17 protein-coding genes are annotated in these 14101 nt (G+C 38.3%); 13 read left to right on the top strand and 4 right to left on the bottom strand.

All coding sequences use genetic code 11. The features are described 5' to 3' along the window. The first annotated feature begins 98 nt into the window (after positions 1–98). The 7 genes from rpsF to GYA49_02780 all read left to right on the top strand — a co-directional run bounded on the left by rpsF (position 99) and on the right by GYA49_02780 (position 5208). Complete coding sequence (gene rpsF, locus GYA49_02810) at positions 99–365, top strand: 30S ribosomal protein S6 (protein ID NMC35953.1); 267 nt, start codon at positions 99–101, stop codon at positions 363–365. Positions 366–493: 128 nt separating this feature from the next. Continuing rightward, entirely contained in the window at positions 494–1093 is a 600-nt protein-coding gene (locus tag GYA49_02805; GenBank protein NMC35952.1) for a single-stranded DNA-binding protein, read from the top strand. A 72-nt stretch (positions 1094–1165) separates the two neighbouring features. Continuing rightward, positions 1166–1408, top strand: a complete 243-nt coding sequence (rpsR, locus tag GYA49_02800; protein NMC35951.1) for a 30S ribosomal protein S18 — start codon at positions 1166–1168, stop codon at positions 1406–1408. A 24-nt stretch (positions 1409–1432) separates the two neighbouring features. Further along, the gene (locus GYA49_02795; protein ID NMC35950.1) at positions 1433–2098 is read left to right on the top strand and encodes a hypothetical protein; all 666 of its coding nucleotides are present in this window, start codon (positions 1433–1435) and stop codon (positions 2096–2098) included. 38 nt (positions 2099–2136) lie between these two features. Then, positions 2137–3525: a S41 family peptidase gene (locus tag GYA49_02790; GenBank protein ID NMC35949.1), complete on the top strand. Its 1389-nt coding sequence runs from the start codon at positions 2137–2139 to the stop codon at positions 3523–3525. A 9-nt stretch (positions 3526–3534) separates the two neighbouring features. After that, complete coding sequence (rplI, locus tag GYA49_02785; GenBank protein ID NMC35948.1) at positions 3535–3942, top strand: 50S ribosomal protein L9; 408 nt, start codon at positions 3535–3537, stop codon at positions 3940–3942. Positions 3943–3975: 33 nt separating this feature from the next. Then, positions 3976–5208, top strand: coding sequence for a PDZ domain-containing protein (locus tag GYA49_02780; protein ID NMC35947.1), 1233 nt, complete (start codon positions 3976–3978; stop codon positions 5206–5208). Position 5209: 1 nt separating this feature from the next. On the opposite strand, the gene GYA49_02775 is transcribed toward GYA49_02780, so the two are convergent. Further along, positions 5210–6142 (bottom strand): PCRF domain-containing protein, encoded by a 933-nt coding sequence (locus GYA49_02775; GenBank protein NMC35946.1) that lies wholly within the window; start codon positions 6140–6142, stop codon positions 5210–5212. Positions 6143–6208: 66 nt separating this feature from the next. Next, entirely contained in the window at positions 6209–6553 is a 345-nt protein-coding gene (gene rpmE / locus GYA49_02770; GenBank protein ID NMC35945.1) for a 50S ribosomal protein L31, read from the bottom strand. Positions 6554–6975: 422 nt separating this feature from the next. On the opposite strand from rpmE, the gene GYA49_02765 reads away from it, so the two are divergent. The 3 genes from GYA49_02765 to GYA49_02755 all read left to right on the top strand — a co-directional run bounded on the left by GYA49_02765 (position 6976) and on the right by GYA49_02755 (position 9702). After that, positions 6976–7134, top strand: a complete 159-nt coding sequence (locus GYA49_02765; GenBank protein NMC35944.1) for a hypothetical protein — start codon at positions 6976–6978, stop codon at positions 7132–7134. Positions 7135–7227: 93 nt separating this feature from the next. Next, complete coding sequence (hisS, locus tag GYA49_02760; GenBank protein ID NMC35943.1) at positions 7228–8469, top strand: histidine--tRNA ligase; 1242 nt, start codon at positions 7228–7230, stop codon at positions 8467–8469. A 3-nt stretch (positions 8470–8472) separates the two neighbouring features. Further along, a complete protein-coding gene (locus GYA49_02755) occupies positions 8473–9702 on the top strand; it encodes a hypothetical protein (protein ID NMC35942.1) in 1230 nt (409 codons plus the stop codon). On the opposite strand, the gene GYA49_02750 is transcribed toward GYA49_02755, so the two are convergent. Both GYA49_02750 and GYA49_02745 read right to left on the bottom strand, forming a co-directional pair. Further along, positions 9699–10505 (bottom strand): hypothetical protein, encoded by an 807-nt coding sequence (locus GYA49_02750; protein NMC35941.1) that lies wholly within the window; start codon positions 10503–10505, stop codon positions 9699–9701. The two genes, GYA49_02755 and GYA49_02750, sit on opposite strands and share 4 nt — an antisense overlap. A 4-nt stretch (positions 10506–10509) precedes the next feature. After that, positions 10510–10950 carry a hypothetical protein gene (locus GYA49_02745; GenBank protein ID NMC35940.1) on the bottom strand — a complete coding sequence of 147 codons (441 nt, stop codon included), beginning with the start codon at positions 10948–10950 and terminating at the stop codon, positions 10510–10512. A gap of 265 nt (positions 10951–11215) precedes the next feature. Between GYA49_02745 and GYA49_02740 the strand changes: the two genes are divergently transcribed. The 3 genes from GYA49_02740 to GYA49_02730 are packed head-to-tail and all read left to right on the top strand — an operon-like array spanning position 11216 to position 14084. Next, complete coding sequence (locus GYA49_02740; protein NMC35939.1) at positions 11216–11866, top strand: MBL fold metallo-hydrolase; 651 nt, start codon at positions 11216–11218, stop codon at positions 11864–11866. A 26-nt stretch (positions 11867–11892) separates the two neighbouring features. Continuing rightward, on the top strand, positions 11893–13233 hold the full coding sequence (gene dnaB, locus GYA49_02735; protein NMC35938.1) for a replicative DNA helicase: 1341 nt from the start codon (positions 11893–11895) through the stop codon (positions 13231–13233). 59 nt (positions 13234–13292) lie between these two features. Continuing rightward, positions 13293–14084 (top strand): twin-arginine translocation signal domain-containing protein, encoded by a 792-nt coding sequence (locus GYA49_02730; protein ID NMC35937.1) that lies wholly within the window; start codon positions 13293–13295, stop codon positions 14082–14084. The last annotated feature ends 17 nt before the right edge of the window (positions 14085–14101 follow it).

The raw sequence follows: 14101 nt of genomic DNA, 5'->3' as shown, positions 1-14101 counted from the left end.
TTGTTTCTCCTCAATGTAATGTTATAATTCAAAGGTTATTTCGCTTGGGCAAAATTTAGTTTAAAATAAGCCTAATTATTGTTATTAAAGGAACATCTATGCAATACGAAGCAACTTTTATTTTTGATAAAGATAATAAAAACATGGCTAAAAAACTGACCGATTACATCGAAACGGTTGGGGCTAGCATTGCCAAAAAAGATAATTGGGGAGTAAAGTCACTGGCTTATCCGATTGCTAAACGAACCGAAGCTACCTATTTACATCTAATAGTTGAAGCTGACTCTGATCAGATCAAAAAACTTGAGCAAAAAATCCAGCTTGAAGAAGAGCTTTTGCGCCATTTGATAGTGAAAGTTGATTAAGACTTGTGCTATTTTAATAATAGCTATTATTACAAAATAACTAACTCCAGAATCTAAAAGGTAAGGAGTACACATAGTTAGGTAGTAGACGAGTATAAAACTCTACTACAAAAATAAAAGGAGGCAGTATGTCTGCACGAAGTTTAAATAAAGTTCAATTGATCGGAAATTTGACCCGAGATCCTGAACTGCGTTATACACCTCAAGGCACCCCAGTTTGTACTATTGGTTTGGCTACCAATCGATCTTGGACCGACTCTTCCAGTCAACGACAAGAAGAAACTGAATATCACCGTTTAGTTGCCTGGAATAAATTAGCTGAGCTTTGCAGTCAATTACTATTTAAAGGCCGAAAAATTTATGTTGAAGGTAGATTGCAAACTCGTAATTGGCAGACCCAAGATGGTCAAGACCGCCAAACTACCGAAGTTGTGATTGATGACATGATTATTTTGGACAACCGTCACCGAGATGGTGGTGCTGAAGGAGAGGATGAAACTGCTGGAACTACTCCAGTAGCTAGTAGTCCAGCTCCTGCTCCAGTAGTAGATGATAGTGCAGCTGCTACTGATCAAGTCCAGGTTGATGATGCGGCCAGCGAAGCTGCTCCCAAAGCTTCAGCTAAAACTGAAGACAAAGCTGCTCCCGCCCCAGCTGAGGAGGAAGTGAAAGAAGAAGTTAGTGGGAAGAAATCAGAAGACATTGATGTTGATGACATCCCATTCTAAGTAATTAGAACTTGAGATAAATAATAAGAAGTTAAAATATAACTCTTTAATTAAAAGAGGAGAAAAACTATTATGCAAAAAAAACGTAAGCCACGGAAGCTGCCGCCAGTTAAAACCAATGATCCGTTTGTTAAAGCCGGCACTCAGCCGACTTATAAACAACCGGAAGAACTCGCTCCATATTTGAGTGATCGAGGCAAAATCATGCCTAAAAGCAGAACTGGTTTAACAGCTAAAACCCAACGTCGGCTAGCTAGAGAAGTGAAACGAGCTCGTCATTTAGCTCTGCTTCCCTTTGTTTCTGGCCAACGATAAGTATTAGATACAAATTAGCTATTCATGAGTCAATCTGCGCCAAACCTTGCCCAACAGTTGGCAATTGAAATTGCCAAGCCTTTACATATTGCTCCCAATCAGATCAATACATTTTTACTGGTTCATATTGGCGATATAATCAATCAGGATACTGTTTTGGCAAAAAAAGCCGGAACACTTGGTCTTTCCAAAACCCAAATTCAATCTCCGGTCTCTGGGAAAATAGTTGGTATTGATGATCAAAAAGGAGTACTTTACGTTGAATCCCAAGCAGATCAAGAAGTAGAACGATTAGCTGAAGAAAAAATTGAAGAAGATAAGCCCAAACAACGTCAAGTTCCTACAAATTCTCAGGAAATCCCGGCTTTAGCCGGTTTTGGTTCCGCTGCTGGCGAAGGCTTTTTTATTAAAGACCTATCTGAGACTAGTACGATGAGCTCGGAATGGCACGGTAAAATTTTGCTGTTTCATACTTTTCCATCACTTAAACTCTTTTATCAGGCTTCGGCAGTTGATGTGGCTGGCATAATAATTGCAGCTACAGATACAGAAGCAGAAACTCAACTTGCTAAGGTTCAAAACAAAATCCATCTTGGTGTGCTACTATTTTCTGAAGATGTCAGCCTCAATTTGCTTCATAAGCGAGCTTTGCAGATTGATGGTGCCAATAAAATCCTCCATATTTTGTAGTCCAACTAGCGTGGTAGAATAGGGGGTTGCGCAAAACTATGTCAGAAACCAAACTAGTAAGCAACGAAATTACTGTAGGTCAAAAAAAAGAAGGTTTTATGCCTAATAAATCAAATCTTATTTCCTTGCGTTTTATTCGCAACACTGCTTTAACTCTTGTGGTCATAATGTTGGTTGGAGCAGGTGGTTGGTTTTTAGGCAATCATCAGATTCGTTCGGTCAAAGGTGTGTACGCGTTAGTAGCTGGCAAAGAGGTCACAGAATCAGTAGCGGGAACGCAAACTATTGATCGTAGTCAACCAACTAATAAAAATGTCGACATGACTATGTTTTGGGAAGTTTGGGATGAACTAGAAAGAACTTTTCTTTTTAAAGAACGTATCAATTATCAGAAAATGGTATATGGAGCTATTGAAGGCATGACAGCCTCACTTGATGATCCGTATACAGCCTTTTTTCCTCCCAAAGAAAATAAAACTACCAAAGAAAATTTAAGCGGCCAATTTTATGGAGTTGGTATTCAGTTAGGTTATAAAAAAGACCAAATTGTAGTTATTGCTCCTATTTCTGGAATGCCAGCTGAAAAAGCTGGAGTTAAAGCTGAAGACTATGTTTTAAAAATTACTGATAAGGCTAAAGGTATTGATGAAGAAACGTACAATATTAACATCAATGATGCAGTTGAAATGATTAGAGGCAAAGAAGGAACTGAAGTTACTCTAACTTTGCTGCATAAAGATGAGTCTGAACCGTACACAGTGACAATCAAGCGAGAAGAAATCATCGTCCCTTCAGTTGAAGTAGCTTTTGGCCAGGTTATTAATGGTCAATTTACGACCGAAGCTACTGCTAGTGGTAAATTAGTAGCTGATCTTAAATTATCCAGATTTGGGGAATTAACTGATGAACAATGGGATGAATCAGTAGCTAAAATTTTAGAAAAAGGTGATGAAGTAGGGGGTATTGTTTTGGATATTCGCAACAATCCGGGTGGATATATGCAAGGCGCTGTCAATTTAGCGGCTGAATTTCTACCCATGAATTCTGTGGTAGTAAAACAGGAAAGTTCAATTGAATCTGATAAAGAATTTGCGACCAAACGTTTAGGTCGACTACTTACCACGCCATTGGTGGTTTTAATGAATGGTGGGAGTGCTTCTGCCTCAGAAATTTTAGCCGGAGCGCTGCGAGATCAAGACCGGGCTAAACTGATTGGAACCACTTCTTTTGGTAAAGGAATTATCCAATCTTCCGGTGATTTTGCTGATGGAGCTGGGCTTCATATTACTATTGCCAGGTGGCTGACGCCTAAAGGAACTTGGGTGCATGAAAAAGGTTTGGAGCCAGATATCACTATTGAGCTGGATAAAAAACAGCCGACAGTTGATGTGCAACTGGCTAAAGCGGCTAAAGAAGTGTTAAAATAGGAAAAATCTATGCAAGTACTTATCAAACAAACTAATCAAATTGAAGAGGTCAAAGACAGTTATGCTTTAAACTATTTAATCCCTCAGGGATTAGCTGTTATGGTGACCGATAAGATCAAAAAACAGATGGCACAAAAAGCTAAGCAAAAGGTTGAACAAAAGAAAACTGAAGGAGATAAACAAAAAAAATTAGCTCAAAGCTTTGATGGCAAAACGTTTAAAATTAAGGCTATTGCCAACGAAGAAGGGGAACTTTATGGTAGTATCGACAAAAAACAAATTAAAAAAGAACTGAAAATTAAAGATTCGTTTGAAGTAGAACCAGCTGATCCTATCAAAGAATTGGGTAGTTTTTCCAAGACCTTAGTATTTGGTAAAGCCAAAGCCACTATTACCTTAGAAGTAGTGACTTCATAAAATCTTCATAGTTACCTGTTATATTAGAGCGTTATGACTGAGCAAAATTCTCATTTTAATATATCGCTACCTCTAGCAGCTCTGATTTTAGTCATCGGACTTTTGGCTGGCATTGTAGTCAACCGCTTTGGCTATTTGTATATTGATCCCTATCTCGATCAGGTTTTGCCAACTCAAGTAAAGCAAATCTTAAGCAAGGGCAGTGAGAGTAGTGATGCGTCTCAGCCACTAATCCAAAAAGTGGTCAATGAAGACTCTTTAACTATTGATGTGGTTAAAAAAGCCTCTCCTTCGGTTATAACCGTTGGTATTAAAAAAACTCAGCGAGTAGTAACGGGCAATCCATTTGGTAGTATGTTTGACCCTTTTGGTTTTTTTGGATCGCAACAGCAACAGCAACCACAAGTTGAAGAGCAAAATATTGAGCAAGATATTGGCTCTGGTTTTGTAGTCAGTAAAGATGGTTTGATTGTGACCAATAAACACGTCGTTTCTGACACTGATGCTACTTACAAAATTATTTCCACTGACAATAAAGAATACAAAGTAGAAAAAATTTACCGAGATCCAACCTTAGATTTAGCTATTTTACAAACCAGTGCTACTGATATTGCTCCCTTACCACTAGGTGATTCTAGTAAGCTGCAAGTAGGACAATTTGTGATTGCCATTGGTACGGCTCTGGGCGAGTTTCGCAATACAGTCACAACTGGGGTAGTTTCTGGTTTAGGTCGGGGTATTACGGCTGGTGATGGTTTTGGGATTAGCACCGAACAGCTAGATAATGTGATCCAAACCGATGCAGCGGTCAATCCTGGGAACTCTGGAGGTCCACTGCTCAATTCAGCCGGTCAGGTGATTGGGGTTAATGTAGCTACCAGTACTAACGCTGAAAATGTCTCTTTTGCGATCCCTATTAACGTTATTAAAGAAGCCATTGATAACTTTAACCAAACTGGTAAATTTGATCGAGCTTTTTTGGGAGTAAAGTACAAAATGATTAGCCGAGATTTGGCGATTTTAAACGAAATTCCTGAAGGAGCTTACTTAGTTGAGGTAGTTGATGGTACTCCAGCCGCCAAAGCCGGACTCAAGCAAAGCGATATTATTACTAAAATGAATGGCAAATCAGTTAATGATACCGATGGCGGACTAGCGAAATTGATTAGTCAGATGAAATCTGGGGAAAAGGTAAGCGTTGAATATTATCGTGGGGATGAAAAGAAAACCACAACTGTAACACTGGGAGAAGCAGATACGCAATAAATTATGCTTGCGAAATAGTTTCTTCCTCCTGATCTGCTTCTTGTAAAGCTGTAATCACTTTTTCTAAGTGACCATCAATAATATTTTCCAAATCATACCATGACTTAGTAATCCGATGGTCAGTGACCCGATTTTGAGGGTAATTGTAGGTGCGGATTTTTTCAGACCGATCACCACGACCTACGGCACCACGACGCTGCGAACTTATTGTTGACAAGCGTTTTTCTTCTTCAATTTCCCAGAGTCGAGAGCGAAGTAGATCTTCAGCAATGAGGCGGTTTTGCATTTGAGTTCTTTCTTGACGACAAGAAACTACAATCCCAGTTGGTTTATGGGTCAGGCGAACTGCAGTAGAAACTTTGTTGACGTTTTGACCACCATGACCGCCGGCGCGGGAAAATGACCACTCTAAGTCATTAGGATTGAGCTCAATTTGAGTTTTAGGAACAATAGGTAAGATAGCAACCGTAGCAGTTGAAGTATGGATCCGGCCATTTTTTTCCGTGACCGGTACCCGCTGGACGCGATGAACACCAGACTCATACTGCAGCTGAGTATAGGCATTTTGGCCTTTAATTTTTAAAACTAAATCATCAAGTGATTCGACTTTCCAACCGTCTATCTCAGCAAAACGGACATACATGCGCAATAGATCAGTTGCCCAAATTTTGGCTTCTTCACCGCCAGCCGCACCCCGAATCTCCAAAATAGCCGTATTGGGATTAAATTCCTGACCTTCTTCAGTTTCATCATCGCTACTGTTGCTGCTAGTAGCTTGAAGCAGAGCTTCTTTTTGAGCTTCAAGGTTTTTAATTTCCTCTTCTGCCATTTGGGCCAGCTCTGGATCAGCTAGCATGGCTTTAGTTTCCGCTAGTTTAGCTTCTAGAGCTTCGAGTTGAGGTTTTAGGTAATCTGGAATATCAATAGTTGTCATAAACCTATCTTTTGCCTAGCAAAACACATACTTAGTTTTGGGCAAAAGATTGAGAATTAGAATTAGTTACTGAGAAGAGGAAACTGATTTTTTGCTGGACTTTCGTTGCTGTTGAATCATTTCTTTCAAAGATTTTGGAGATAAATCTTCCTGATTTTCAGATAGTTCAGCTTGCTTACGTTTTTTCTTGGAAACGTATTTTTGACCTTTAGTTTGAGCCATTTTAGCCTGGAATTTTTCCACCCGACCCTGAGTATCCACAAACTTCATTTCCCCAGTATAAAAGGGGTGGCAAAGGCTGCAAATATCGACAGTAATTTTATCCATGGTTGAACCAGTCAAAAAAGTATTGCCGCAAGCACAGGTCACCGTGACATCATGTTTGTAGTTGGGATGAATTTTGGCTTTCATACAAAGTGGAATTATAACAGAAAAATACGCTAGTTGAAAGGGTAAAATCAAAGTTTATGATATAATACTTTCATAAGTAAATAGTAAAAGCGTTTGTACTGGAGTCACGATCCAGGATTTAAGAAAATGCCACTTCGTTTCGATAGTAATCGAAACTACGTTAGGCACTTGAGCGCTGTCTTGCAAAATCGAGACCGGAGAGGTTTATGCCGTATAAAATAAACACCTGTTGTCGTCCGAAAGGGTGGAGGCGGGACCAAGCGCTCATTAGTTCATAGCTAATGAGAAAAGAGATGGGACCGCGGAGGTCCTTATTTTTTGCCTAAAAAAGCATAGATAAGCCTTCGTTCTCTGTTTGTTATTAATTTAATAGCAACTAGAGAGCGGAGGCTTTTTTAGTTGGAAAAAGGAGGTGAAAAAATATGGAAAGAGAATCAGAATTAGTGATTCCTATCGTAATTGATCGAATAACTGGAGAAACCATTGGAAAAAATGATGAAAATGAAATATTACAAGATGAAGATGACGCTGATAAAAAACAACCAATAGCTATTGATAGGTTAAGGCCAAGTGATGATTAAAAATATGGCTTACATCTGCAAGGAACCAGCAGCGTGTAGGCCACACGTCGTTATTTCTGATAAAATCTATTAGAAAAGTAATAAAGGAAAACTATGAAACAAAATAATTTACAAACCCTAAAGGGTTTTCGGGATTTTTTGCCAGAAGATAAACGAGTTAGAGATTTTGTAGCAGCTAAGGTTAAACAAAGCTGTGAACTTTTTGGCTTTGAACCCTTAGAAACCCCTACTTTAGAATATGCTTCAATTCTGCTGGGTAAGTATGGTGCTGAAGCCGATAAACTTGTATATCAGTTTAAAGATCGAGGTGGACGAGATATTGCATTACGATATGATCAAACAGTACCTACTGCTCGGTTGCTGGCTCAATATCAGGGGAAGCTACCTAATTTCTTTCGGCGTTACCAGCTTCAAAATGTCTTTCGGGCCGAAAAGCCACAAAAAGGGAGATTTAGAGAATTTACTCAATGTGACTTTGATATCTACGGTAGCACAAGTCCTTTAGCGGATGCAGAAATCTTGGCCTGCTGTTTTGATATTTTTCAAAACCTGGGGTTTGCAGATACTGTAATTACCATTAATGATCGACAAGTGTTGTTCCAAGTTCTACAGGCTTTTACATCTGTGAATGTAGATATTTTCAGTATTACTCAGAGTATTGATAAACTAGATAAGCTAAAACCTGAAGAAGTTGTAGCTGAGCTTACAGCTAAGGGTTTAGAAAAAACGAAAGCAGAACAAGTATTAACTGAAATTCAAAAAGCTAGCCCTTCTAACAATTTGAAGGCCATTATGGTAGCTGCTCAAAACTTAGGTATTCCAGAACAAAATCTAGTCTTTGAACCGACATTAGCTCGTGGTTTAGACTACTATACAGGAATGATTTTTGAAATTAAATCTAAAGCTTATAGTAGTTCTTTGGGTGGTGGTGGTCGGTATGACAATTTGATTAAACAACTGGGAGGAATTGAAATACCAGCGGTTGGAGTTGGTTTAGGTTTTGATCGAATAGTTGAGCTTGTTAAACAAAACAATTTTTTCGAATCGAACAAAAGTAGTACACAAGTATTTATCACTATATTTAATCAAGATTTACAGAAATACTCACTAACAATATGTCAACAATTACGAGCTCAAAACATATCCGCAGAACTTTCTTTAACAACTGATAATATTGGTAAACAAATCAAGCTAGCCAACCAAAAAAAGATTCCGTATGTAGTTATTGTAGGTGATGAAGAAGTAGCTCAAAATACAGTCACGCTCAAAAACTTAAGCAACGGTGAACAAGTTACTACTACTTTGGAAGAAGCAATTACTAAGCTGAAACAATAAACTATGACAGACCCTACGTACGGTGAAAATCCAGGAGCAGTGGTCAAACGTAGCTCATTACGTTTTTCCAAAAGAATGCCATCCCTGTCTGGTATTTTGACTGCAATTATCATTCTGTTTCTGATCTATGCTTTTTTGTCTGGCATGACGTTCCGGTTTTATGCCAGTTTCTTATTTTTCTGTTATAGCTTCACTAAAAGCATGTGGATTTCGGTAGTTTTGTTGGGAGTTTTTCAAACAATTCTACTAATCCCATTCCGGATTATCTATGTACTTAATTCAAATAATATTAAAGAATTTGTGGAAACCTTCGAGGATATTAAAACCCAAGAACAACAACAATACCAATTTCACCAAAATTTTACCCAAGGTCGTAAGTTAGTACTGTTTTACTCGCTGGATTTTTTTGTCCAACTGATTTCTTATGTTTCTATTGGAAAACTGTTTTTAACTGATTTTTATGCCAGGGCTATTCCTGCCAATCAGCTTTATGATTTTGTACCATATCCTACGTATCCAATTCGAGATATTTTCTTTAAGCTCCCATACCCGCATATCACAAGCAGTAAAGATTTTGGTTTTGGTATTGCTGTATTAGTTTGGCTAGGGTTACTAGGAATATTGCTTCTTAGAAGGGTAGTAAGAGGCATGATCCGGAAAAATAATCAATCATATAAGCCACCTAAAATTATCTCCATGGCTAATGGTTTTTTACTGCCAATTTTTATTTTAGTTTGGTATTTAGCCCGTAATTTTCCTACTGGAATTGAACTATCGATTTTTTCTGGGAGTGTAGCAGTAGCAAATCGAACGCTTAATACCGTTACCGCTGTAATGACCTTTTTGACACTATTTTGGCATGGCTGGCAAAATATTTTACGCAAAACTGAGCTAGCCCAGCTAAGCAATATTCCTGAAAAAATTATCGATCTAACGCAAAGAGAAATGTTTCGGACCACACTCTTTAGTTCGTTTTTAGTAGGGTTGGGAGCTTACTTTATTACCAACCAAATTCCTTCGGCTTTTGAACTATCCATTTTTACCTTAGAGCTAATCTCTTTAGCTGCACCACTAACGTTGGATAAAATGATCACCAGAGCTACTGGCAAGCTAAAATCTAAGCCTAAGAATGAAAAGAAAGAAGAGCATAGTGAAGATAAAAAAGAAAAAGCTACAGAAGATGAAAAAAAGAACAAAGAAGACGGGAAAGAAAAAAGCGAGAAGAAAGACTAATTTTCTTTTGGTTTAGCTGACTTTGTTGCTTCTTTAGCTGAAGCAGTAGCTTCATTTTCAACTTGGTTTTCTTCAGCTAATGGATTGCTCAAACTTGGAATGATATAAACAGCTCTCAATGTATAGGTTTTTTCACCTTCTTTGTCTTCAGAATCAGCTACAGTTGCAATCGCTACAGCCCGATCATCAATACTAATATCTTCCAAATTAGGTCTATCAACTCCTTTTATTTTTAAATTATATTCTTCAGGAATTTCTAAGGCATAAGTTTTCCCATTGCTAATGGTCATAGCTTCTTCATCAATTTCAGTTATTTTGCCAGCAACAACCTGACTTTTAGCAGGAGTTTCAAAATCTTGAGTAAAGGTAATGCGTTGAGCTAGCAAATTTTTGTTGTTAGTTATAGTTTTGCCCATGGCAATCGCAAACCAACCAGTTTCAATATCATCAGCTGTGATTTCCGACCGACCGACACCTGATTTAAATAAAACCAATTCAACATTTTGATCAAATAAAATTTCAGTGTTTTGAGCTGCTTGATTTTGGACCACAATTTTATTATTACCAGTTGTAGTGACAGTCCCAAAACTGCCATACCAAGTTGGAGTGGCACTGTCTGTAGCACTATGACTATTGCTAGTGCCTGTTATATTTTCTTCAATACGCTCTTTAATTTTGTCTAAAACCTCTTGATTTTCAATATCTCCAGACTTAGTACTGGTGTTTTCCTGAGCTAGACTCAGTTGAGGCTTAAACAATGCAATCATCAGAGCAATGAGTAAAATAAATAGCAATTTGTTCATAATGTTATTCTTCTTCACTGTTTAGCTCGGTACTGTACACGATTTGAATGGTTTGACTGGGAGAAACCAGTTCACCATCTGAGGCAGATACAGTGACCGTATTGGCACCTTTGATAAGCGTAATTTCTTGACTAAAATAACCAGCCTGATCAGCTTGTGCAAGATAGTCTTCGCCTTCAGCTACAATGGCTATGATTGCTTCAGGGGTAGTAGTTCCAGTAATGGTAATTTTAGCAGTATCAACGGCAATGCCACTTTGTGGCTCATCAACTTCCAACTTAATTTGTTCTTGAGCAGCTGGTGTTGGAGTAGGAATAGTAGTGGTTTGAGGATTCAAACCAGCTTGTTTGTTGATAATAGCTTTGTTGGCAGTATAAATACCATATGTTACTACCAGTCCTAAAATAGCACCGATTCCAATGGCTAATAAAATTTCTTTCCTCATAATTACTAGATTTGCCGTAAAATAAATAATGACACAAAAACTCGTTTTTTTCCTAATTTTCATCGTTATGTAATTTTTCAAGTACCAATGTTCAAGTACTATCAAAATTGCATGCCTTGAAAATTAGCAAACCCACTTCGTTTTTGTATCAACTTATTTCACAGCAAATCTAGTGCCGAATGTAACACCCGCTTTCTCTATTGTCAAGGCAGCTCAAACCTGATACTCTAAGACCGTTAAAAACGTATGTTAAAATGAGCTCACTATGCAGATTACCTACTTAGGTCATTCCAGTTTTAAGATTAAAACCGCTACCGCTACCATCGTGACTGATCCTTTTGCTAAAAATGTTGGCTTAAAATTCCCCAAAACCGAAGCTGATATTGTCACTATTTCTCATGCTCACCAAAACCATGATTTTCGAGAAGGTATCAAAAATGAAAATGCTTTTATTATTGATGGGCCAGGGGAATATGAAATTAAAGAAGTGATGATTAAAGGAATACGAAGTAAAATTAGTAAAGATGAACAAGCTACTTTTGACCCCAATATTATTTTTCAATTTGAAACCGAAGGTGGCTTAACCCTTTGCCATTTGGGCGATCTCAATCGGGAACTGACTAAAAAAGAAATTGAAGAATTGGAAAATACCGATATTCTTTTGATCCCAGTAGGAAATCACCAAACTATTGGAGCAGAAATGGCTAAAAAGATTATCAAAACTTTGGAGCCAAGCATTGTCATTCCTATGCATTATCAACAAGCAGGACTAGCTCCAGAATTTGCCCAGCTGGATAGTGTAGAAACATTTTTAAAAGAAATGGAAATTGAACCAAAACAGGAAGAACGCTTGGTGATTAACAGTACTAGCTTGCCTGAAGAATTGGAAGTAGTTGTATTAGAAAGAAAGAGTTAGCTTACTGCCACACAAACTTCATACTCATGCCAGGATCTAAAGTTCCACCCCATGATCACGAGGTCGAGCAATCTTTATTAGGAGCTCTGATTATTGATAAAGATGCCATTGTAAATATTAGCTCATTACTACTGGCTGATCATTTTTATGCCAGTGCTCACCAATATATTTACACAGCCATGCTCAAGCTTTTTGAAGAGCGGGATCCGATTGATTTGATTACGTTATCCTCACAGCTAAAAAAACAAAAGCAATTGGAAAAAGTTGGTGGCGAAGAATACCTGACGCTTTTAGCCGAAAAAGTTGCTACTGCAGCTCACAGCGAAAAATATGCCAAAATCATCAAAGATTTAGCTAATAAACGGGAATTAATCAGAATTGGTTCAGACATTGTTGAAATGGCTTATGATGAAGGTAAAGATGCGGTTACAGTCTTAGATACTTCTGAACGGGAAATTTTTGCTTTAGGCCAAAAACATTTATCCCGGACCTTTACTCCGATTCAAGATGCGTTGGCAGATAGTTTTGAGAGATTGGATGAACTGCATAAACAAGCTGGGAGTTTACGAGGTGTGCCGACTGGTTTTAAGGATCTGGATAGTACGTTGGCGGGAATGCAGGCCAGTAACTTGCTGATTTTGGCGGCCAGACCAGGGGTAGGGAAAACGGCTTTTTCACTCAATATGGCCCAAGCTATTACCGTTAATTTTAAAATTCCAGTAGGAATTTTTTCTTTAGAAATGAGTAAAGAAGAGCTAGTTGACCGTCTGATCGTGTCCGAAGCTGACATTGATGCCTGGCGGCTTAAAACCGGCAATTTAAAAGAACAAGATTTTGCCAGGATTTCAGAAGCCTATGGACGGCTAGCCGAAGCGCCACTTTTTATTGACGATACTCCAGGAATTAACCTGATGGAAATGAGGACTAAAGCCCGGCGTTTGCAGCTAGAACATGATGTTAAATTACTCATGGTTGACTACTTACAGTTAGCGGTAGGTACTAAAACATATGAAAGTCGGGTTCAGGAAGTTTCCGAAATTTCCCAATCTTTAAAAAATCTAGCTAGAGAATTAAAAATCCCGATTTTAGCTTTATCCCAGCTTTCCCGGGCGGTCGAATCGCGTGGTACCAAAGAACCGCAGTTAGCTGACTTGCGGGAGTCCGGAGCTATTGAACAAGATGCTGACGTGGTGATGTTTTTGTATCGAACTGATGATGAAAATTTAGAAAATGTGTCTTTAAAAATTGCTAAACACCGAAACGGTCCATTGCGGACTGTTAACCTTTTCTTTAAAGGCGACCGAATCAGGTTTTATGGTATGGAAAAAGGACAGGGTGGAGAAAGTACCAAAGAATCGGAAGAATAAGCTTTACAAATTTGTTATTATGATACTATCTTATATATTATTAAAAAATTTTGAAACATATGGTCAATACTCCAGATAATTCACCTGATACTAGTGATACTCCCGACACAAAAGGATTATCAAGGCGAGGTTTTTTAAAAGGAATTGCGATTGTTGCAGGAGCTGCTGCTGGCCTAGCTTTGCCGCAAGGATCAGTAGCAGAGGCTCAGGAGGAAGGTTGGACACCAGAACAAAAATCTGAAGCAATGTACTTAGAGAGTGTGAGAAAAGTTGCCGAGCAGCTTCTCAACAGCCCTGAACAGAGTAATCAAGCTTATATTAATGGTGATTTACAAGAACAAGGGCTCAGTCTCAGAGTATTTTGTCCTGAGGATATAAATTTTGATGATGCAACTATCATTGCTCCTTCGAAGTCTCTTTCAGCTTCACAAAATGAAGCTTTAGCTACTGAGGGTTTAGAACCAGGAGACAACTTTTTTATTGTCCATAAAAAGCCTTCAGCTGACTCAATGCCATTGCTAGTTGAAAAAAGAGAAAAATCCCAGAATCCTTTATTTTCAGAAAATGGTGATCTTGGAGGACATACCAAACATATCGTTTTTGCATACCAAATCGGTGAAGATGGTAAGCCTGTATGTGATGAGTATGGTCAAATTAAAATATCCGGAATATGGGCAGTACTAAGTCCCAATGCTTTTGGAGATCAATTATCAAATCATCATCGCCCTTATGTTTATATTCCTGTAGAAATGGGGCAACAAGCTCCTGTTTTTGCTGGTAGAACAGCAATGCAATATATGGGAGATGTCTTTAGACAAATTTCTTCTGAGCTTCAAGGAAGTAGTCAATAAAGTAAATAGCTCTAAAA

The organism is Candidatus Beckwithbacteria bacterium (assembly GCA_012797845.1).
Classification (GTDB): Bacteria; Patescibacteriota; Microgenomatia; order UBA1400; family UBA1449; genus JAAZOH01.
This window is presented reverse-complemented; position numbering and strand designations above follow the sequence as displayed.